Raw genomic sequence first — 23,568 nt, forward strand, 5'->3', positions numbered from 1 at the left:
TTTTTTGTCTCCTTATTCTTCTCTTTTTAGAAAGTTATCTTATAATACTTCTGTCAGGATAGAGTTATTAGTGTAAACATCAATCTCTGAAGCGATTAGTAAACTTTCTTTAGCAATTTCTTCTGCGGTTAAGTCCTTGTCACCAAAACGTAGCAAGGCTCTAGCACTTGATAAGGCAAAATTTCCGCCAGATCCTATGGTTAAGATGCCATCATCCGGTTCGATAACTTCCCCTGTACCTGAAACCATCAATAATTGGTCCTTATTCATGACAATTAAAAGCGCTTCTAATTTTTGTAAGGAACGATTGGTACGCCATTCCTTAGCCATTTCAATCGCAGCTCGTTGCAAGTTGCCTTTGTATTGTCTTAATTTTTCTTCAAACATTTCTTCTAAGGTGATAGCATCTGCCACTCCACCTGCAAATCCAACCAAAACTTGGTTGTCATATATTTTACGGATTTTGCGGGCACTGCCTTTCATAATCACTGATTCGCCCATGGTTACTTGACCATCACCTGCCATCGCTGATTGTTGGCCTTTTTTTACTGCACAAATTGTTGTCATAGTTTTCTCCTTATCTGATGTTCTCGTTTATTTGTCAAAACTACTTGGATCAAAGCCGTCCTTGGTAGTCGTTTTTTTAGCTCTTGGAAAGAAATTTTGGTAGTTTTTTTGCAGACTCTCTTTGGATACATGTGTATAGATTTGTGTAGACGAAAGACTAGCATGTCCCAATAACTCCTGAACTGTCCTAAGATCAGCTCCATTATTCAATAAATGGGTTGCAAAGGAATGCCTAAATGTATGGGGATGAACTTGGTTTGTCAAACTAGTTTTCTTGATAGCTTGGTCCAAAATATACTCAATGCCCTTAGGTGTTAGTTGATCGCCCAAATGGTTAACGAAAACAAAGTCATGTTCTTTATGGTGAGCCAACATAAGGTCCACTCTTGCTTGATTGATGTATTGTTGCAAGGCTTTCTTAGCTTGTGAACCAAAAGGAACATACCGCTCCTTATTGCCCTTACCAATGACCAGTAAAACGTCTACATGCCAATCAATTTGGTTAAGGGTTAAGTTAACCAGTTCGCTGACCCGTAAACCACAAGCATAGAGAATTTCAATAATGGCTCGGTTGCGAATGTCCAAAGGCGTATCCCCCTGTAAAGACTCGAAAAAAATAGCCATTTCTTCTTCATAAATAACTTGTGGCAACCTATCTTGCCCTTTTTTATAAGAGACCTGACTAAAAGGATTGGAGTCATAGCCTTCCATATCCACTAAATAGGTATAAAATGACCGTAATGTTGACAGATACCTAGAAATAGATGTACGACTTTGTTTTTCTTGATGAAGTTCTCCTAGGAAAATTCTTACATCTGCTAAAGTCACTGCACTAAAGTCTTGAATACCAACCTTTTCCATAAAGGTCATAAACCGATCAATATCTCTTCCATAAGCAATAATGGTCTGAGGAGAGTAACGTCTCTCCACCGATAGATTGGTAAGAAATTGTGTTTTTAATGTATTCATCTTTCAACCTCTTTTTATGACAAATGCTTATTGTCAAACTATTCAAAATTGAATATATATCCAATCTAATTTATATTATACACAAAATGACTTCAGTAAGTTAACAAATTATCTTCCTTTACAGAACTTTAAGACTTATATACTAAAGATTTCACCAATCATTTATTATAGCTTCATAATAAAAAAGGCAACTCTGACAAGTTATGCAAGAGCCACCTTTAGTAAAGCTTTATCAAAGAGTTTTATTTAGTTAAAAATTGAGTCTCTAGCCCATTTGTCGGAAATCACGGTGTAGAGCATAGCTGACGCACAGTAGCTGTTTCGGCTTTAGCCGATTTACAGCTACGTAGACAGCTAAGCCGTGAGACCAAGGCTCACGGCGGTGCAACCGTTTTGATTTCTGACAAATGGGCTAGAGACTCTTTTCTACTTAAGAACTACTTCCATTTCATCAATATCTCAGATTGGGAATTTTCCTTTTATATTTTTAGCACTCTCATCATTTTTGCACTTCTTCAGAGTAATCTCCCTTGCTACAAACAATTTGTTTGCCACCTTTGACTTTCTTTTCAACGAGGTAGCTTTGACATTTTGGACAATCTCTTCCAATTGGTTTATCCCAAGACACAAATTCACACTCAGGATATCTGTCACAACCGTAGAAAATTCGATTCTTCTTAGATTTGCGTTCGATAACTTGGCCCTTATGGCAAACAGGACATTCTACTCCAATCGTTTTCACAATCGCTTGCGTATTATGACATTCTGGGAAGTTGGAACAAGCATAGAATTTCCCAAAGCGACCTAGTTTAATAACCATCGGACTTCCACATTGATCACAGTCAAAGCCAGCAGGTTCATCTTTAATTTGAATCTTTTCAATTTCACTTTCAGCTTTTTCTACTTCTGTAATAAATGGTCTGTAGAATCTATCAATGACTTTGGTCCATTGTTCTTGACCTTCTTCAATCTGGTCCAAATCGGTCTCCATAGCCGCTGTAAAATGAGTATCAACAATATTTGGGAAATACCCATTAATCATGGTATTAACAATCTCACCAAGTTCTGTTGGTTCAAATCGTTTTGCAACTAATTTGACATAGTACCGTTTTTGAATGGTTTCAATGGTTGGTGCATACGTTGATGGGCGACCAACACCGATTTCTTCAAGTGTTTTAATTAAAGTCGCTTCAGAATAGCGAGCTGGTGGTTGGGTAAAGTGTTGTTCTTTATCCAGTTTCACTAGGTTAACCAAGTCCCCAACTTCTAACTCTGGTAATCGGTTATCTTTTTTAGCATCCGTTTGATCTTGGTACACTTTTTGATAGCCTGGAAACTTAATCGTTGAGCCGTTTGCTCTAAACATAACAGCTCCTTGCTCAATATCAACTTGCACTGTGTCATAAACTGCCGCAGTCATTTGACTTGCGACAAAGCGAGACCAAATTAAAGAATACAGTTTTAATTGATCTTTGGACAAGTAAGATGCTATCGAATCTGGTGTTCTCATAACTGAAGATGGTCGGATAGCTTCATGGGCATCTTGTGCGCCTTCAATCTTCTTGGATTTTTGACCTTGGCTATTAGAATATTCTGCACCAAACTGGCCTAAAATGTATTCCTTAGCCTCAGCTTTAGACGAATCAGATACTCGAGTTGAATCCGTACGCATATAGGTAATCAACCCCGTAGACCCTTGTCTCCCCAAAGAAATCCCCTCATAAAGTTGTTGAGCAATCATCATGGTTTTACGCGTTCTAAAGTTTAACTTACCAGAAGCTTCTTGCTGCAAACTACTAGTGGTGAATGGCAATCCCGGATTACGGCGTCGTTCCTTTTTAGTAACTTTTTCAATCGTAAAATCTTTTTTCTCGTCAATTTGTTTGAGAATATCTTGAACTGATTCTTCGTTAGATAATGGTAGCTTCTTGCGATTAACTCCATAAAAATTAGCCGTAAATTGACTTCTAGCTTTTTTAAATTGCCCTGTTAACGACCAATATTCTTCTGGTACGAAGGCCTTAATCTCATCTTCACGGTCGATAATTAACTTTAAGGCCACGCTTTGTACTCGACCAGCACTCAACCCTTTTTTAATTTTCTTCCATAAAATAGGTGAAATCGTATAACCAACAAGTCTATCTAAAACACGTCTAGCTTGTTGAGAATCCACCAAATTCATATCAATCGTTCTTGGATTTTTAAATGCATCTTTGACGGCATCTTTGGTAATCTCATTAAACTCAACACGAATTGGCTTTGTTGTATCTAACCCTAGTAGATGAGCCAAGTGCCATGCAATAGCTTCCCCTTCTCTATCCGGGTCACTTGCTAGATAAACATTATCTGCTTTGGCAGCTTCTCTTTTTAGGGACTTAATTAAATCTCCCTTACCTCTGATAGAAATATAATGTGGCTCATAATTATTTTCAACATCGACACCCATTTTGCTTTTTGGCAAATCTCTTAAATGTCCTTTACTTGCAACGACTTTAAAATTCTTCCCTAAATAACGTTCTATCGTTTTTGCTTTCGTGGGTGATTCGACGATGACTAAATTTTTTATTGTTTTAGTTGCCAACCAATTTGCCCCTTTCTTATGATGGCGACCGCCACCCTTAAATCGTAATACATCATATTCTATTCATATAGGCTTTGTCAAATAGAAGAGAAAAAAGCAGAGAACTTTACCAAATTACAAGAATTACTGATTACTTCTATTATATGAGTATATGAGCTCATACCAGCTCTTTAGTTATAATAATCCAAACAATCTATTAGGTCTGAACTATCTGTTACTGTAGTAGCACCAGCAGCAATCAGTTCATTAGTCCCCATTGAAAATGGATTAAAAATCGACCCTGGTACGGCAAAGACATGGCGATTCTCTTGTAAGGCTAGATTAGCTGTAATCAGACTCCCACTTCTTTTTTCTGCTTCAACCACTAGAACCCCATGACTCAAGCCAGCAATAATACGATTTCGATAAGGAAAGTGATAGCGTAAAGGTTTGCTACCTAGAGGGTATTCACTAATAAGCAATCCTCGTTTAGCTACATGTTCTTGCAAGAAAACATTCTCTCTAGGATAGGCACGATCAATGCCACAACCTATAACAGCAATTGTATTACCATTTTCCTCTAAGGTTAGTCGATGAGCGCTACTGTCAATACCCATGGCTAATCCACTCACAATAGTTATTCGGCTTTGACACAAGTCTGGCAGCAAGTTCTTGAGTACTTCTTGCCCATATGCAGAGTGCCTTCTCCCACCCACAACTCCTAAACAAGTCGTTTTTAAGAGCTGTAAATTCCCCTTGGCAAATAATACAATAGGCGGTTCAAATATTTCTCGCAAGCGTTCAGGGTAGTTGATGTCATCTATGGTTATGATATGGATAGACTGGTCCATGTATTCCTTGTATAAGTCCGTTACATTTTTGTCTTCCACCCAAGTAAGAAATTTTGTCGGCAATAGGTCAATAACCCTGCCCATGGGAAAGCACTCTACTAAACTAACTCTCTGACTTAATAGTTGGTAGATTGCAACAGATTCTTTGGCAGTCAAACGCTCACTCCAAGCCATAGCCGTTAATAGACTTCTTTTTGTCCAAAACACAAAAAACACTCCTTTGATATTAATATAGTTGGTTCACTATATAGATACGCAAAAAAGTGTTGATTGATTAATCATGGCTACAAATAATTTTTCACTGGAGCAAATGTTTTTCGATGAATAGGAGAAATCCCCACTGTTTCTAGTGCTGAAAGGTGTTGGGCTGTCCCATAGCCCGCATTCCTCTCAAAGCCATAAGCAGGAAATTCTAAGGCATAGTCTTCCATCATCTTATCTCGAATCTGTTTGGCTACGATAGATGCTGCAGCGATAGAAATACTCTTAGCATCGCCCTTAATAATGGAGTCTTGAGGCAAATCCAAGTCTAAATTCATGGCATCCAACAAGAGATAGTCAGGAGCAAGTGACAGGTTTAGAATAGCCTCTTTCATAGCTTCCTTACTAGCTTGATAAATATTGATGTCATCAATTCTTTGTGGTGAAATAACTCCTACACCTACCGCTACTGCTTCCACCATAATTTTATCGAAAATCTCTTGGCGTTTGCTTGCAGATAACTTTTTAGAATCATCAAAACCTAAGTCTTGTATTCCCTCTGGTAAAACAACTGCAGCAGCAACCACAGGACCAGCCAACGGACCACGCCCAACCTCATCAATACCAGCTATCCACTGAGCTCCTCGACTGCGAGCTTGTCTCTCAAAAAACTGCATGCCTTCAAACTGCTCTATCCTAGCTTGCTTCTTTTCGTATTGTCGATGCCAAGATTTAAGAAGAGCTTTAACTCCTGCTCGTTGGTCATTAGCAAGTTCTATAAGAAACTTATCCTGAACATCCTCAATCAAGGCTAGCTGTGCTTTAATATCTTTTATTGATTGCACTAAGCATCTGCCTCCACTTTAGATACTACAGGTGACACAGGCGGCGTATCCAAGGTATAGGTCCCTAACTTTCCACCACGAATATCATATATTAGACGTTCACTAGCCCTATCATAGTCATCCTTCATACCAAGATTGGATGTTATCTTCATGAGAATCTGAGGATTATCCATCTCTAAATCACTGTCAGTTAGACGATAGACCCTTTTGAGACCTTCAGGATTGGACTCCTTAAAAACATCTATGGCATACAAAGCTATATCATCCATTTGTAAAAGGGTATCTTTGATAGCACCTGTCACAGCTAATTTTTTCCCAATTAAGGCATCTTCAAACTTCGGCCATAGAATCCCCGGTGTGTCTAAAAGCTCGAAGTCATTTCCAATCTTAAGCCAGCGTTGTCCCTTGGTAACACCTGGTTTATTGGCAGTTTCTGCTTGGTTTTTCTGGATAATTCGGTTGATAAAAGTTGATTTCCCTACGTTAGGAATTCCTAATATCATTAAACGAATTGGTCTTGGTAGCACGCCTTTAGCAGCTAAGCGGTCAAAGTCGGCTTGCATCATCTTTTTCATAGCGGTTTTAACGGTCGCTAATCCCTTCCCATCTTTAGCTTGTAGTGGGTAGGCTTCGATACCTTGAGAACGATAAAAATTAATCCAGCGGCTAGTTGATTGGCTGTCCGCTAAATCTGCCTTGTTTAATACCATAATGTGTTTCTTATTGCTCTTAATCTCCTCTACTAAAGGATTACGGCTTGATTCAGGAATTCGTGCATCAACACACTCAACCACGATATCCACTAATTTCAGTTTTTCGATCGCCTCTCGCTTGGCTTTAGCCATATGTCCGGGGAACCATTGAATTGTACTCATAAAAAAACTCCTTTCAAGAGGTTGAGTCTTGGCTCCTTCTTATTGAATGATGAATACAATAGAAGGAATACTAGCCTATTATAACATGATTCTTGGAGTTTTTATGTATTACTGTCTACGAAGCTGCAAGGAACTGAGTAAAAACTCCATAGAGACTAGAAGTCATTTCTAAATCATAAAAAGAGTTCCTGAGAAATAAACCAGAAATCAAAACGGTGGCACCACCGTGAGCCTTGGTCTCACGTAGACAGCTATGATTTACACCGCTATTTCTGATTCATTTCTCAGGAACTCTTTTACTTGTCGTACTATAAAGTTGTTATTCAATTTTGATAATTTTTATTTACTCTAAATGGATGCCATTATTTTCTATTACCTTTTGATACCAATAGAATGATTTTTTCTTAATGCGTTTTAAACTTCCCTTGCCTTGATTGTCTTTATCAACATAGATAAATCCATAGCGTTTGCTCATCTCACCTGTTGAAGCAGAAACTAGATCAATGGCGGACCAAACAATATAGCCCATAACTTCAACACCATCATGAATTGCTTCATTCATTGCTAAGATATGATCGTTTAGATAGGAAATACGATAGTCATCTTCGACCTGTCCATTTTCATCAACCGTATCCTTAGCACCAAGCCCATTTTCAACTAGAAATAATGGTTTTTGATAGCGGTCGTAGAGCCTGTTCATTGTAATTCTTAGCCCTTTGGGATCAATTGCCCAGCCCCAATCACTTTTTTCTAAATATGGATTGGGCAATGATTTCACGACATTAGCTTCACTTTGTTGGTTCATCGTTGCACTAGCACATCTTGAAGAATAGTAACTAAAGGAAACGAAATCAACTGTATTCTTTAATAGATTCTCATCATTTTCTTCCATCACTAATTCAATATTTTTTTCTTTAAATAAACGTTTGCTGTAGCTAGGATACTTTCCGCGAACTTGAACATCAATAAAGAATAAGTTCTCACGGTCTTTTTCTAATGCACTCCAAACATCATCAGGGTGACAGGTCTCCGGATAAAAATCACCGCCCGCCAGCATACAACCAATTTGGTTATCTGGGTTAATCTCATGAGCTATTTTGGTTGCTAAGCTAGAGGCTAGTAAAACATGATGTGCTGCCTGATACTTAACAAAATCTTTGTTCTCCCCCTCTTGGAATACTAAACCAGCACCAGAAAAAGGACTGTGTAAAAGAATATTAATTTCGTTAAACGTTAGCCAGTACTTAACCAATCCATCAAACTCTCGAAAACAAGTTTGAGCATACTTAACAAAGTGATCCACCATCTTCCTACTACGCCAAGAACCAATTGTTTCAACCAGATGCATTGGTGCATCAAAATGACAAAGTGTCACTAAAGGTTCCATATTGTATTTGTGACATTCTTTAAATAAGTCTTGGTAATAGTCAATGCCTGCTTGGTTTGGTTTTTCTTCATCACCATTTGGAAAAATCCTTGTCCAAGCAATGGATGTTCTAAATACTTTAAAGCCCATTTCAGCCATTAATTTTATATCGGACTTATAGGTATGGTAGAAATCAATGGCTTGATGACTCGGATAATAATTACTAGATTTTAAGGTCAAATCCGGCACTAAGCCAAGTTTATAGTCCATCCGCTCTTGTCCATGAGGGATAACGTCTACAATAGATAACCCCTTGCCATCCTCAAGGTAAGCACCTTCCGATTGATTTGCTGAAATGGCGCCACCCCAAAGAAAATCATTTGGGAATTTTTTAATATCCAAGATTTATTCCCCCTCTTTTAAATCCTCAAAACCAATAAGTAAGGTCAGTACAAAAGAGAGCACGACGGATAAAATCATAATACCTATTGTCCAAACAACAGACATTGGGTCTTTGGGATCAAAAAATTGTACTGCTGTTGCAACTCCTGGTGATGCCATTGAACGACTAGCTAATCCAGCAATACCAGCCAGTCCACCACAAACAAAACCAGTTATAAGGGAAGCAATCAGTGGACGTTTCAACCTAACAGCCACCCCATATAGCCCCGGTTCTGTAATACCAGCAATTATCGCTGAAAATGCTGCCGCAATAGATGTTTGGCGTAATTCATGGTTACGTGTCTTCCAAGCTACCGCAAGAGCTACACCACCTAGCGACAGGTTAGCACCAATCTCACTTGGCATTACCATAGCTTCCATACCAGTTGCTGCAATTGTCATTAAAATCGTTGGAGTGAACACACGGTGCATACCAGTAATAACTAATAACGGCCAAATGGCACCCATAATAGCAACTGCTAGGAAACCAAGATGATCATGAATGGCATAAACAAGACTTGAAATGGCATTACCAAACCATACACCTGCAGGACCAACCAACATAATAGCGATAGGTGAAGCAATCAAGAAAATCAACATTGGTTTTAAAAAGTTTTTAGTAACTTCTGGAGTGATTCTATCCACAAACCGTTCAATATAAGACAATAACCAAGTCATTACAAGAGTTGGAACAACGGTGTAGGTATATTTTACAGAGGTCATAGCAACACCTAGAAAAATTACAGTTTCTCCATCGGCAATAGCTTTCATTATTTCAATAAAGCTCGGGTGTACAAGAGCACCAGCAATCGCCATAGCAATATATGGATTGGTATTAAATTTCTTAGCGGCCGAAGCGGCTACCATAATTGGTAGGAAGAAAAAGGCACCATCCCCCATTACAGTTAGTAAACGATAGGTATAACTGGTATCTGGTAATACTCCTATCATATTTAATAGTAAGACTAACAATTTAATCATTGAGCCACCAATAATAGCAGGAATCAATGGGCTCATTGTAGAAACAAGTGCGTCTAAAATATTGGCTCCAATTTTCTTGAGGGTTAGTGGTTCTTTGATTTGCCCCTTTGCAATCTCGCTTTCTTGACCAAAATCTCCAATTTTTAAGACTTCCTTGTAGGCTTGTGCAACAGCATTTCCAATAATCACTTGGTGTTGTCCGCCATTATAGATGTAGCCTAGAACACCCTTGATATTCTTTAAGCCATCAACATCTACCTTACTGTCATCTTTTACAACAAAGCGCAAACGTGTCATACAATGTGTAACACCAGAAATATTATCTTTGCCACCAATCTTTTCTACTATTTCCTTTGAAATAAGTGCATAATCTTTTGCCATAATGTTATCTCCTCAATAGTTCTTTTTATGGTCTCACTTTAGCCCAAATTGATAGCGTTCACAATAACTCTTAAGGCTTTAAAAACAAAACGTATGCGATAAAAAATTGTTTCCTGTAGAAAACAATATGTTTTTTCTGTAGGAAACAATTCAAGGTACAAGCGCTGACAATTATGTTACTATTATTGTCAAAGACAATGTAAAATGATTAAAAATGAGGTGCATCTATGTTTAGTCCAGATATCATAAGAGACTTAAGTCCAATACAACTTTCCATTTATAACTACCTTTTGGATAATAAAGAAAAAGTTGCTTATATGAAAATTCGTGAATTTGCTCATGAAAGTCATGTGTCAACAACTAGCATTTTGAAGTTTTGTCAAAAATTAGGTTTTTATAGCTATACAGAGTTCAGAATGGCTTTTAGACAATACCTTCAAGAAGATAAAAAACAAAGTTTACTCACAAATGATACATCCGAAATAATAGATTTCTTAAAGAGAAGTGATTCCGTTGAATTTAACCAACAAATTAATGAAATTACCAAGAGTATTCTAGAAGCTAAACAAACCATCTTTATTGGTAGTGGCAATAGTGGCGTGATGGCGAAGTATGGCGCGCGTTTTTTATCATCAATTGGTGAATTGACTCTTTATATTGATGATCCACACTACCCCATTAAAGGCAACCTCTTCTCTGATTCTGTCGTAATTATTTGTAGTGTTTCTGGCGAAAGTAATGATATTATTACTCATATCAATAGCTTTAAGAGTAAGAATTGTAAGATTATTTCTATTACAAACAATCAAAGCTCAACTATTTCAAAAATGAGTGACATCAACTTATCCTACTACATTTCCCAAAATAAGAATGACCGATATGATATTACATCTCAGATTCCTGTTATTTCTATTATCGAGAAGATTGGTAGAAAGCTTTATCAGCTTAAATCAGAGGAAGAAGTCCCTATCTAATAACTTAGTATCAAACTATAAAAAGAGTCTCCAATACCCTTATTTTTGATAGAGGTATTGGAGACTCTTTACGCATGAACACTACCTGCTAACATTTCCTAAACATCAGTTCAATCGTCTGGCATTCTTCCGTAACCCAGCAAAGCATACCAAGCCACAGATTGCACCAAAAACAATAAATGCTTGAACCAAAGGCATAAAGTTATAGGAATTTAATTGCCAAGCTTTTGTAAGAGCGCCTGGTAGTACTGCTGTTGGTAAATATATCAGAGCGCCTTGGACAACTTTAGGCAAGTCTTCAATCTGTAGTCCCATTAACCCCGATAACATCATAATAGCGAAATAAAGAGTCATGGTAATTCCATAGGCAATGCTAAAGCGACGTACCAATAAACAAATTCCATAAGCTAAGACAAATAGAGATACACCTAAGACAGCAAAAGTCACTACTAAAGCAAAGAAAGCAAAAAATGTTGGAGTCGATAAATTGATATAAGAAGCAGTGGCAACAGTATATAAAATAATAGCTAAGGTCGTACCAATCGCATTAGCAATCATCTTAGCTTGCATCTGCTTGCCTTCACTAATTCCAAACAATACTAATCGATTAATAACCCCCTTTTCAATTTCTTGAGAAAATAGTGCTGAAAATCCAATAAATAATAAAGCCAATGGTATCACTAACATCATTTGCACAAACAATTGAACGCTTACCTGAGCTTTCATTACTTCAGGAACATTTTTAATGATTACTGGGTACAAAATATACAACATAACAATTGGAAAAACTAATCCAAAAAAGATAGCAAAGAAATTTCCTAGCATACTTCTCAATTCATATGTCACTAATCGTCTCATTTTTTATTCCCTCCTATAGCATTCATGCTTAGAATTTCAATATCGTAATTACTACGCTTAAAGGACACATTTTTTTCAACTAACAATTGAACAAGCCCCATTTCTTCCTCAGGTGTTTTGCAAGACAAGGCTAGCATTCCTTCAGGCGCAATAATTTTTTTGTAAGAATCGATTAAGGTATGCTCAATTTGATTGGCATTAAAGGTTACTACAGAATGACCACAATATTTTCTAAACAGTTCTTTGGTATCACCAAAATCAATCAATTTTCCTGCATCTAAAATCATCAGCTTGTTGGTTAACCGTTCTAACTCTTCGTAATAATGGGTAATGAAAATAATACAGGACTCTTTATGGTCATACCATTCAAGAATTTTATCAATCAGACTTTGTCTTGTTGAAAAATCTAATCCTGTAGTAACTTCATCAAAGAATGTGATAGGTGCATCTTGCATTAAGACCAAAATCAGGGTAAATCGTTGCTTTAATCCACCTGATAAATTTTTATAGTGTTTTTTCAAATGGTCATTAAAGTTAAAAAAGTTGATTAATTCTTGCAGCTTTGGATTTTTGTCAACATCGGTATTTAAAATAGTTTCCATAACATTTTTAACACTCATAGTATCTACATACTCATTAAACTGCATATGGACTGACATTTGACTAGGTGCTACTTCTGTGGCAATGGTTCCCTCATATGGTAATATTCCTAAACATGCTTTAACAAAGGTTGTTTTCCCGGCACCGTTTGACCCGATAACGCCCACACGGTCATGGGCATTGATCTCAATTTTGCGGTCAATATCTAAAGCTTTTACATCTTTGTAGCTTACTTGTAAGTCATTAATGGTTATCATAAGAATCTTCCTCCTTTAAATAAATGACGACTTGCACACCTGATTCTTGTAAATCTATCATCCCCTCTTCAAAATTGTCAATCGTCCATCGCAAGCCCAGCATATCGATGAAGGTATCTACCAGATACAAACCTAGTCCCGTTCCTCGTTCTTGATTGTCTTGAGACCTTACAAAGGCTTCCTTAATTCTCGGCAATAACTCTTCATCAATCGTCTTGCCAAAATTGCGTAAGACAAGCTTGTCTTGAGTAAGCATAAGGATCATCTTTCCACCTTGTGGGGTGTATTGGATAGCATTATTGATGATGTTTTCTAAGATGGAATAAAATAATTCTGGGTCAGTTGTAAGCTTGACTGAGTCAAGTGCTGTTTCAATCTGAATATGTTTATCCTTAATGCGTTCAGAAAACTGGTTTAGACAATTTTCAACTAGGTCATTAAGAGAGATTTCTTCTAAATCAAGAGTCTGGCTCTTATAGGCAAAGCTTGCGATAACATTCTCAATAATGCTACTCAAGCGAATCAGTTCCTGCTCAACTTTTGGTAGATAAACATCCGTATCAGCAAACTTACCTACCTTATGCTTCATTCCCTCTACCAACAGACTTGCTCCTGCAATTGGTGTCTTTAGTTGATGAGAAGCATTCATCATAAATATCTTTTGCTTTTCTTTTTCAGCTTCCAAGGCTTCATTCTGCAATTGTAGCTGAGTCAATTTCTGTTGAATATCTTGGTGCATGTCATTCAAGGCATCCTCTAGTACTTTGAATTCATCTCCTTGGTTCTTCTGTTTAAACATAAAATCTTTCTGACCACTACGATTACGAGCTTGCTTTGCCAGTGTTTCAACTGGTTCAGCCAACTTTCGGCTAAATAATGAAGCAGAGATTAGTGAAAACAGTAATAATACTAAAACAATCATAGGTGTACTAATTAGAATGATGGGCATCAATTCACTCAATTGTGGTGTCATGGTTGAAGCAAACGTAATGTAATAAACGCCATTTTTTTGCTTAAATGCTATAATGTTTGTAAATTGAGTTTTATTTGATTCTATCTGGCTAATCATCATTTTCGAGCCATCTTCTAATTGTTTGAAATCTGATATAACAGCACTATCGTCAAGCATTTGGATATTATTTTTAAACTCTTTGATGGTTACCATCTGATTGAATTGGAATTCTTTACTCAAGTCTTCCCATTGTTTCGTATCGAATTCTATATCTATATCTTTGCTATCTTCATTTGAACTTGACATCTGTACAAAAGACTTGCGCATAGAGTCAATCAACTCTTTTAATTCTGGACGAATCACTTCTACGGTTGATGAAAAATATTGATTGAGTAGTTTAAACTCATAGCCGCTTTCAGGAAGTTGAACGCTCATCAAATAGATATTATCAGTAATCAATTCTCCTAAGTTTTCATCTTCACCAGCCACCAAACTTTTTTGAACTTCACTAATTTGTTCGATATATTTATCGTTTTTATAATCAACATACAATCCTGGTAGCATAAAAATAAAGTAACCAATAATTACTAGTCCAACAAGAAAAGTAGTTGCGCCGGTATATAAAAAGACTTTTTTTGAAAGTTTCATTCTGTCACCTCCTGATACTGGTAACCCACACCAATAATTGTTTTTATGACATTGTAAGGCAGTTTTTTTCGTAAGTTTTTAATATGAGCGTCAATCACTCGGTCACTAACAATTAGATTATCTGGGTCAATCTTGTCTAAAAGCTCTTCCCTAGTAAAAGCTTTGGTCGGATAATCTGACATACTCTTAAATATCAAAAACTCGGTAACTGTGAGATGTAGCGATTTTTGTCGATAAAAGACTTGATAACTTTCTTCTTGAATAAGAAAGCCTAGATTGCTCGCACTAACCGCTTGCGGACTCCCCCTTCGCAAAACAGCCTCCATTCTCTTCAAAAGAATTACTGGAGAAAAAGGTTTAATAATGTAATCATCTGCAAAATAGTCAAAAGCCTGAAGTTGATTCGTTTCATCCCCCAAAGCTGTTAACATGATTGTTTTAGTTGAGGGATAAGTCTTAGAAATGTTTTGTAAAACCTCAAGACCAGAAACATATGGCACCATAATGTCTAGAATGGCTAAATCAAACTCATTATCTCTTAATAAGTCTAGTGCGTGTCTCCCATCTATAGCGTGCTTTGCACTGTATCCTGCCAAGAGCAAATATTCCTTAACAACCTCACTAATAATCGGGTCATCTTCTAAATATAGTATTTTCATCCCTAACCTCCTGTCTAATTCTTATCTTTCTTGTTTACATACATATTATAGCAAGACTGTATGAATCTCATATGAATTCAGAAAAAATGACAAAAAAATGATGGGTTTCCCCTTTTGATTCAGTCTTGATTACTGAATCAAAAGAGGAAAAACCATCATTAATTGGATTTCTTATCTAATGATAAGATTTATTTTTTTCTTTTACCTAAACTCTTTATTCCTAGCAAACCTAATAAGAATCCGCCTACTTGAGTTAGCCATAAACTACTTGTACCAGTATTTGGTAACTGTTTAGCAGTGGTCGTTGGTTTTACAGAAGTAGTTGCAACTTGAGAAACCTTGATTTCTTTGTCTTCCTTCGCTCCACTTGCTACCGGTTGCCCACCCTCATTTTCATCAACTCCAGGAATGGTAACTTTGCCTGGGATTGGTTTAGTCGTTAAGTCTTCTTCCTTCACATCTTTCAATGCGTGAGAATAGACTACAGCATATTGACTAAAGTGAGGCACCGTAAAGCGAACGCTTTTACCAACAACTTGGAAATCAATCGCTAAATTGCCATTTTCACCAACATAGTAAACAAAGATTGGCGTTCCATTAATTGGAATCACTACCTGAGCATCACTTTGGATTGGCGAATACTGACCATCTGGATTGGCGAAGCCTAGTTCATAAAGATCATAAGCTTTGCCATCAAAGAGATCCAAAATATTTTCTAAGATGCTTGCATCAAAGACCGCACCTGGTTTAACACCATCCTTATGAATGATGACTGTAATTTGTGTGTCACTATCAGTTACAGTGATAAACTCATCTACTACTGGAGCTGTTGGATCTGTTGGATCTACTGGATCTGTCGGATCTGTTGGATCTACTGGACCTACTGGATCTACTGTATCTGTTGGGTCTACTGGAGCTGTTGGATCTGTTGGATCTGTTGGATCTACTGGATCTGTTGGATCTACTGGATCTACTGGAGCTGTTGGATCTGTTGGAGCTGTTGGATCTACTGGATCTGTTGGATCTACTGGAGCTGTTGGATCTACTGGATCTACTGGATCTGTCGGATCTGTCGGATCTGTTGGATCTGTCGGATCTGTTGGATCTGTTGGATCTACTGGATCTGTCGGATCTGTTGGGTCTACTGGATCTACTGGATCTGTTGGATCTGTTGGATCTGTTGGATCTGTTGGGTCTACTGGATCTACTGGATCTGTCGGTTCTACTGGATCTGTTGATTTAATATCTTTCAATAAACTTATCTCAGCTGCAGATCCAAAACCGGCATGACCAGTTAGTACTTTGAACTCAAAGAGATTAGATAATACTGTGTTTTCAAAAGTTGCATATTTTTCTTCTGTATTATTTTTCCAAGTTCCCTCAGATACTTTTACTAAACTACCATCAACTTGAGCATATACTTCATAAGCAGTAACAACACCATTGCCACCTGCTGGTCTAGGTACATAAACTAATCCATTCACTTTTTGTTCTTCATTCAGTGTAATGGTTACAGTATAACTTGCATCTTTTTTAGTCCAATTTGAATGCCAAAAAGTAGCTTTGTTTCCATCGAAAGCTAGTTCTACTGGTCCCTCAACATTATCCCCAGGTTTTTGCTCACTTGAGGCCGTTACTGATTTAATCTCATCTGATTGAATCACTCGTGGATCAATAAATTTCTCATTACTTAGCGTTAGTCTGTAGATAACTCCATCAAAACCGCCTATTTTACCTAAAGGCATAACAAAAGTAGTATGAGCAAGCTTTGGAAACTCAGTAATTGCTAGTCTATTTTGTTTCATACCATTAACATATAGATCTGTTTGTTGTTTAGCTGTAACAAATCGTAATTCAAGAAGTTCATTTAAAGGTAATTCAGTATCAAATTCAATATCAAATTGTTCAAACTTATAAGCTACTTTTCCATTTTCATTAACCAAATATATACTATTAACACCATTTGTTGAGAATACTTGCTCTCCTTGACCTGTTAGTTTTATTTCCATAGTCAATACCGCATCTGGACCAACCTCTTTGGCGCTTGTAATAATATAGGAATCTTTGCTTACGTGAATTCCTTTATCATCATTTTCAATACCGAATGTTTCAAATGCCTCAATTGTTTCTTTAGAAATATCAAAGAGTTGCTCTTTCGTGATTTTAAATTCTGGATTTGATGAAGGAGCATATTTTAGATGTTCTGGTAAGAAACCAAAATCAGCATATGCTTTTGGTGCACGGTTTGAACCCCATGTTTTTGCAGCTGTAACTTCTAGTGATTTAAAGAAACGAGTAAACATGTCATAAGAAGTAATTCCTGTTTCATGTAAATCAATATTATCATTCCATAAGGCAAATCCCCCTCCTAAAACATTCGGATGAGATTCGTTTAATGTAACTCCTCCACTTGCAGAAAAATCATTTGGTGCCCATGAGTTGTATTGTCTAATGTAGTCTGCATAGTCTTGATAAGGTCCTTTAGCACCACTTCCACTTGGTACAATATAGGTTGGAATATCAAGAATATTAATGATATGAGCCCCCATATTGATTGCATCTGTAGGATTTTGCCAACTTAGTGCCCATAAGTGCATCTCTGTATCGGATACATCAACAGTTGTATTACCATGTTTATTGGATAATGAACCCCAGAATCTTGGTACAATACCTTTTCCTTTAATGAATTTAATCATTTCGTTGGTATATTTACGGTAAGTTTCAGAATCACCATAATATTCATCTGTTCCAATATGAAGTGTCTTAATTCCACGCAATGGTGCATCATCACCATCTAAAAGCTCGTTATAAACAGATTTTACGAAAGCAAGAGTTTCGTCATATTTACCGTCTAGATCAAGCATGGCTACACGTTCAACATCCGCATGGTGACCAGTAACTTGACCCTTATACATCAAGTCTGGTCGAACTTTTACAAACGATAGAGCATGTCCAGGCGTATCAAATTCTGGAACTAAGTTAATTCCCAACTCGTTAGCTCTCTTCAGTAAATTTTGGAACTGCTCAGCTGTATAATGATCATCAGATGTTAGCTTAACACCATTTTCCCCAACAACATTTGTAGCAATTCTGAAACCATCTTTTGCATGTTCTAATACATATTTGATTTTTTCTTCATTGGTCATATTTTTATCTTTAACATGTTCATTTAAGAAAATGTAGTTATCGTTTAAATGAAGTTGTAAATCATTCATCTTATAATAAGCCATATTTTCCATGAATTCTAAGACCATGTGATAAGGAACAAATTTACGACCCGTATCTAGCATAAATCCTCTATGTCCAAATGCTGGATAATCTCTTAGCAATCCATTTTGCAGGTCTTTTTCACCCATTTGAAGTAGGGTTCTGGTTCCATAAAACGCTCCTACATGTGAATTAGCCTCGATAGTAATTACTCCATCTTGAATTGTAATACCGTAACCCTCATCAGCGTAGCCTTTATCTGTAACTTTCTTGAATTCAATTCGTTTACCATTTGATGTTTCCCCAATGGCCAGACTTAAGCCTCTAGCTTGTAGATCTTTTTGATACATTTCAAGAGCTTTTGCAAAGTCACTTGTCATAACTAAAATCGTTTCATTAGTGATAGAAGTTTTCCCTTCTACTCCATGCCATTGCTGAACAACCGGTACTACAACTGGTTTTTCACCAACACCTTCATTTTCATAGAGTCCACCAACTTCAATAACAAACTCTTTCATTCTAACTTGATTATTATGCGTTTGTTGTAAGGACACTTTGACACTTTGATTGGTCAATGGTTTATAAACAGTACCTGTTAAATCAACTACGCCTGATGCATTTGTTCCTACGATAACCACTTCACCTTGTAATTCAGGCAGAATGATTTTAGTGCCATCTTCTGATAAGGTTAGTTGCGTTATTTGATTAAGATTATCAATGACCGCTGTATCTGCTGTGTTTGAGTAGGCACGAATTTCATTGATGGCTACATTGCGCCAGCCCAATTTTCCAGTGACATAATCTGTCACGACTAGTCTTAAATGCGTTGCATCTATACCTTTATCAAGTTCAATAACTTCATTTACTTGTGCAGCAGTTTTACGTTCGTGAGCAAGGGTCCAATTTGAAATGTTTTCTAGCCCATTCGTATCTTTCGTTTTAATATAGTAAAGTTTCCATGCATTTACATTTGGATCATCTTGATTAGCACTAGTACGTTTGTCCCAATCAATTTCAATTCTCTCAATATGCGTTAATTGGTTCAAAGCAAGTGTTAAAGTTGGATCAACAACATCTTTATCAGTTGCCCAACGTGTCGAGTCATTTCCGTCAATGGCTTTATCAGCAGTATACTGTGTGTTAACTTCAAAGTTATTGGCACTAGCCTTTGCGCCACTTAAGTGATTCACATTTGGTGTATTCAAGGCAGGTTTTTCTGATTGGTTAGAGAAAGCTCGAATCTCATTAATTCCAACATTACGCCATTTGAGATTACCTTCAACGTATTCAGTAATGACTAGCTTCAGCTGTTTAGTAGTAATTCCCTGACTCAAGTTAACAATTTCATTGATACCTGTTGCCTGATTCCGTTCATGTGCTAAGATCCATTCACTTTCACTAGCAGCTAATCTATTGGCAACTTTATCTTCTTTAACATAATAGAGTTGCCATGAATTTACATTCGGGTCTGCAACTGTCCCATTGTTTTTTCTTGGGTCCCAGTCAATTTCAATTCTTTCCATATAGGTAGGCTGGTCAAGTGTTATGAATAGGGTAGGCTTCTCTATGTTTACATTAGTCGCCCAACGAGTATCGTTTTTCCCATCTACGGCTTTATCTGCAGTGAAAGTCGTACCTTTTTCAAAGTCGCTAGCAGTAGCTGTGGCATTTAATAAATGGTTTACATCATGTGTATTCTGAACGTTTGATTGACTTCCCTCTTCTGGGTTAGTGCTTTCAGGATCAAGACTAGTTTGACTGTTTGCTAACTTACCTTTTGCATCTACTGTTAAGAGATTTATGTTAACAATCTCACCCTTAAATACGCTCTCAATTTCACTTCCCCAATCACCTTCCTCTATAGCATAAAGTAGTGTCTTTTTATCCACTTGTTTAATGAACTTAGCTATTTTTCCATTTGATAACACTAAGTCAGGTTGTTCAACTGCTAGTACACCATAATCAAAGGCAACTTCGATTTGGTTATTATCTTTTTGTTTAATAGAGTCAACTTTAACAGTTGGTAAAGAGGATTCTTCGTTAATGATAAAGTCCCAATTGAAGCGCTTGAACATTAGACTATAGTCATTGTATCCACTTGGGCTATGCTCATAGAGAATACCAAACTCTTCATTATTTATTTTTTGAATTGAATTATAGGCAAATTTGCCATCTTGGATTGCTTGTGAGTGTGTCCATTCTAGAGTGCCATCAGCTTGTACTTTTGCTAAGCGCACATGGCCATTTTCTCTTTTAGGACCATTTGAATTTGCTAGAAGAATATATTCTTGTCCCTCACGTTCAAATTGGATGGCTGATAATTGTACATAAACATCTGTAACATCATTCAGTAAAACAACATCATCTTCCCAAGTTGCTCCACCATCTTTACTGGTTGCCATTTGGACTTTCTTATTGAGGTTACGCATAAAGAGCTTTAAGTCACCATTTTTTAATTGAACAACTGTTGATTCTGTATTTTGTGCAAAAGCATTATTCATTGTAGTGGAATGAATTTTACTCCCATCAGCTAAAGTTCGATTATCATTTACCGCTTGACCAGGTTTCCAAGTTACTCCGTTATCGTCAGAATAGATAACCGCTGAAGATTGAGAACCATTTAAATGAGAAGCATGGTTAGTAGAGTATACTGGAATAATAATTCTTCCTTTATGCTCTCCACTGTGTAGTGCAATACCTGTACCAGGTCCAACGCCAAAGAATTTGTAGTCATCAGACTTAACTTGTGGTGTAATATCAGTTGGTGCAGACCAAGTTTGGCCATCATCATCACTATAGGACATCCATAAATATGAAGTTTTAGCACTTCTAAATGGACTTGTTGGGTTGTCAATAAAGTAGATGTTTCCAATTTTTTCAGAACCTTTAAAGATATCACCCATTTGAGAATATGGTGCCTTTTCTGGTTTCACAACTACTCTGTACACTGTTACTTTGCCGTCAGGTGAATACACGATTCCATCATCACGAACCGTATGGAATTCAGATGTTTGATTCTCTTTATTAGAATACAGTTTTAGATATTTTTTGCCTTCAATTTCGCTATATGGATCTTCTCTTGGACCGTTCATACCAAAAATACCTTGCATTTGAGGAAACATATCATAAACAGAGAAAATTCGTTTGGTATCTGGATTTTGCGCCAAAACCATATCAATATTTACAATACCATTAACGCTTGCATCTTTAGCATTTGGATTGATTTGTAAATCAGTAATTGGGATAATATTGCTCCAGGTTTCTCCCTTATCCGTAGAGCGACGAACAACCATATCAATATCACCCCAGTCAGCAGAGTGGTTATGACGTTGATCTGCACCTGCAATCAGTGTTCCTTTATCCGTAACTAGGAGTGCAGGAATACGGTAACTAAAAATCCCCTCCTTGTTCTTTTGATTATTTTGGCCACCCTTATAGACTGCTTTAGCATCGGTCACCTTTACATTTTCAGGAACATTTAATTTATAAGATTCTGCAGCAAAAAGATTTGATCGCTCTGCCATTTCTTCATTGGTGAAGGCTTTATCGTAAACTACAAAATCATTTAGATAGTACCCCTCATTCCAAACTTCTTTTGAACCTCTTACCGTTTTACCAAATTGAGCAACTTGGTCACTAGTTTTAGCCGATAAATCTTTGATGAATTTCGATGACACTTTAGTAGTACGTGATAAAACACCATTTACATATATTCTTGCAAAGCTATTATTTTTATCGACTACTAGACCTACTGAATTCCATTCGCCTGGTTTAACTTGCAATGGTGCATCAGCATAATTGCCATAAAATGCAGTTTTATTTGCATCCTTAGCTTCTACACCAACTACACCTTTAAAGACATATAGTGATAAATAATCTTCAGAACTTGTATTTGTTGATACAGAGTATAGGTTAATGTAAGTGTTCAGGTTTTCTGGTGCCTTAAATTCCATATAGAGTGTTGCATTAGATAAATTCTTTAGAGTTTCTACATCATTCTTTACAACAACACGATTATTGTTGTTCTTATCAATGGAAATATTTCTGTGTCTAATTACTTCATTGGCAGCAAATTTATCAACTACAGGACTATTTTCTTTGACAATTAAATCTTTTGTTGAAGCCTCATGGAGAGATGCAACCTCCTCAGCACTTACTGCTTTATTGTAAATAGATAAACTATCGACCTGATAATTGGCTCCCCATGGTTTAACAGTCTCTCTAACAGTTGCACCAAACTGCATATTATCTGCATTCTTTAAATCTTTTAAAAACTTAGATGTTTGTTCAGCTGTCTTAGCAATTTGCCCATCTACATATAAGCTTACAGTGGATTTCTTTTCCTCATTAGCTTGACCTACAACAAAAGACAAAGAATGCCAACTATCCGGTCTAAGTTTCTTGTCTGTTGCACCAATAGCAGTATAGAATTGTTGCGTATTATCTCTACCTTCAACTCCCAATACTCCTTTATTCAGATAAAAAGTCAAATATTCCGCTCTATCTTTAGAAGATGAAATTGAAAATAAATTCATAAAGTTAGGAATTGCTTCTGGAGTTTTAAAAGTTAAATGAATAGACCCACTTTCCAAGTCCTTAACTAGCTTTAGATCCTCACTCAAATCTACCCGTTGATCATTACTTTCGTTAATTGTCTTGTCTTCAACAACTAGGACTGGTTTATCCGTTGAGGTTATAGCTTCTTTACTTTCAGTACTTTCGGTATTTTCTTCAAGTTTTTTATCCTCTAAAACCTTCTCACCTTCTGCCACTTTAGCGCTTTCATTTTTTTCTAAATCAGTCTTATTATTTTTTTCCAGACTATCTACTTCTGTTACAGATGTAGCCTCTTCTTTGCTTAGCTCATCTAGTACTTTCTCCTCCTCAAGTGACTCCGTTTTTGAGTCTTCACTTTCCAAAATCACATTGGTCTCAGAAATATCTTCTTTCTTTACCTCTTCCTCTGTATCAACAGCACTTATATTAGTCTTATCTTCAACTGCTGCTAGTACAGCTTTATTTTCTCCCTTAATTTCTTCACTATCAGACACATGTGCATCTGGAGTAAATGAAATACTTTCAGTTACCTTCCCTTCCTCACTTGCTCGAACTTGATTATTACTATTCATTCCAATAGTAGTTAGTACAGCTACAATAACCGTACTGGTAATGAGTAATGGTTTTCTATTTTGATAAGGTTGCCGACTCTCTCCAAAATCTAGAACTTTCTTATCAATATCTGACCTTTCCTCATTTTTTCTGCTTATCATATCCCAAACACCTCCTAAACTATTTATAGCAATAAAATTATTACCATATTTTTATAATACTAAAATGAAGGACATTTTTGTGTTCTATTAATTTAAGAATTCCTTA

14 protein-coding genes are annotated in these 23,568 nt (G+C 36.7%); 1 reads left to right on the top strand and 13 read right to left on the bottom strand.

Annotated features, from left to right (window positions below; translation table 11 throughout):
- Window positions 1-39: 39 nt before the first annotated feature.
- The 8 genes from hslV to ascF form a co-directional block, all read right to left on the bottom strand.
- Entirely contained in the window at window positions 40-567 is a 528-nt protein-coding gene (gene hslV, locus NPA36_RS00485; RefSeq protein WP_256944158.1) for an ATP-dependent protease subunit HslV, read from the bottom strand.
- Window positions 568-594: 27 nt separating this feature from the next.
- Window positions 595-1,536 (bottom strand): tyrosine recombinase XerC, encoded by a 942-nt coding sequence (gene xerC / locus NPA36_RS00490; RefSeq protein WP_256944159.1) that lies wholly within the window; start codon window positions 1,534-1,536, stop codon window positions 595-597.
- 499 nt (window positions 1,537-2,035) lie between these two features.
- Complete coding sequence (gene topA / locus NPA36_RS00495) at window positions 2,036-4,102, bottom strand: type I DNA topoisomerase (RefSeq protein WP_256944465.1); 2,067 nt, start codon at window positions 4,100-4,102, stop codon at window positions 2,036-2,038.
- 185 nt (window positions 4,103-4,287) lie between these two features.
- Complete coding sequence (dprA, locus tag NPA36_RS00500) at window positions 4,288-5,154, bottom strand: DNA-processing protein DprA (RefSeq protein WP_256944160.1); 867 nt, start codon at window positions 5,152-5,154, stop codon at window positions 4,288-4,290.
- Between the two features lie 77 nt (window positions 5,155-5,231).
- Complete coding sequence (locus NPA36_RS00505) at window positions 5,232-5,993, bottom strand: ribonuclease HII (protein WP_256944161.1); 762 nt, start codon at window positions 5,991-5,993, stop codon at window positions 5,232-5,234.
- Window positions 5,993-6,868: a ribosome biogenesis GTPase YlqF gene (gene ylqF / locus NPA36_RS00510; protein ID WP_256944162.1), complete on the bottom strand. Its 876-nt coding sequence runs from the start codon at window positions 6,866-6,868 to the stop codon at window positions 5,993-5,995. The genes NPA36_RS00505 and ylqF overlap by 1 nt, the downstream gene beginning before the upstream one ends.
- A 343-nt stretch (window positions 6,869-7,211) precedes the next feature.
- A complete protein-coding gene (gene ascB, locus NPA36_RS00515) occupies window positions 7,212-8,639 on the bottom strand; it encodes a 6-phospho-beta-glucosidase (RefSeq protein WP_328516866.1) in 1,428 nt (475 codons plus the stop codon).
- A complete protein-coding gene (ascF, locus tag NPA36_RS00520; protein ID WP_256944163.1) occupies window positions 8,640-10,037 on the bottom strand; it encodes a PTS cellobiose/arbutin/salicin transporter subunit IIBC in 1,398 nt (465 codons plus the stop codon).
- Between the two features lie 227 nt (window positions 10,038-10,264).
- Here ascF and NPA36_RS00525 point away from each other — a divergent pair, with 227 nt between their 5' ends.
- A complete protein-coding gene (locus NPA36_RS00525; protein ID WP_256944164.1) occupies window positions 10,265-11,011 on the top strand; it encodes a MurR/RpiR family transcriptional regulator in 747 nt (248 codons plus the stop codon).
- A 105-nt stretch (window positions 11,012-11,116) separates the two neighbouring features.
- Here the strand turns inward: NPA36_RS00525 and NPA36_RS00530 are convergent, their stop codons facing one another.
- From NPA36_RS00530 to NPA36_RS00550, 5 genes are all read right to left on the bottom strand, one after another.
- On the bottom strand, window positions 11,117-11,869 hold the full coding sequence (locus NPA36_RS00530; RefSeq protein WP_256944165.1) for an ABC transporter permease: 753 nt from the start codon (window positions 11,867-11,869) through the stop codon (window positions 11,117-11,119).
- Window positions 11,866-12,726 carry an ATP-binding cassette domain-containing protein gene (locus NPA36_RS00535; RefSeq protein WP_256944166.1) on the bottom strand — a complete coding sequence of 287 codons (861 nt, stop codon included), beginning with the start codon at window positions 12,724-12,726 and terminating at the stop codon, window positions 11,866-11,868. The genes NPA36_RS00530 and NPA36_RS00535 overlap by 4 nt, the downstream gene beginning before the upstream one ends.
- The gene (locus tag NPA36_RS00540) at window positions 12,713-14,326 is read right to left on the bottom strand and encodes a sensor histidine kinase (protein ID WP_256944167.1); all 1,614 of its coding nucleotides are present in this window, start codon (window positions 14,324-14,326) and stop codon (window positions 12,713-12,715) included. The genes NPA36_RS00535 and NPA36_RS00540 overlap by 14 nt, the downstream gene beginning before the upstream one ends.
- Entirely contained in the window at window positions 14,323-14,985 is a 663-nt protein-coding gene (locus tag NPA36_RS00545) for a response regulator transcription factor (RefSeq protein ID WP_256944168.1), read from the bottom strand. Before NPA36_RS00545 ends, NPA36_RS00540 begins: the two co-directional genes overlap by 4 nt.
- Window positions 14,986-15,173: 188 nt before the next feature.
- Complete coding sequence (locus NPA36_RS00550; RefSeq protein WP_256944169.1) at window positions 15,174-23,462, bottom strand: sialidase domain-containing protein; 8,289 nt, start codon at window positions 23,460-23,462, stop codon at window positions 15,174-15,176.
- Window positions 23,463-23,568 lie beyond the last annotated feature (106 nt).

Origin of the sequence: Granulicatella seriolae, assembly GCF_024543085.1 — a bacterium.
Classification (GTDB): domain Bacteria; phylum Bacillota; class Bacilli; order Lactobacillales; family Aerococcaceae; genus Granulicatella; species Granulicatella seriolae.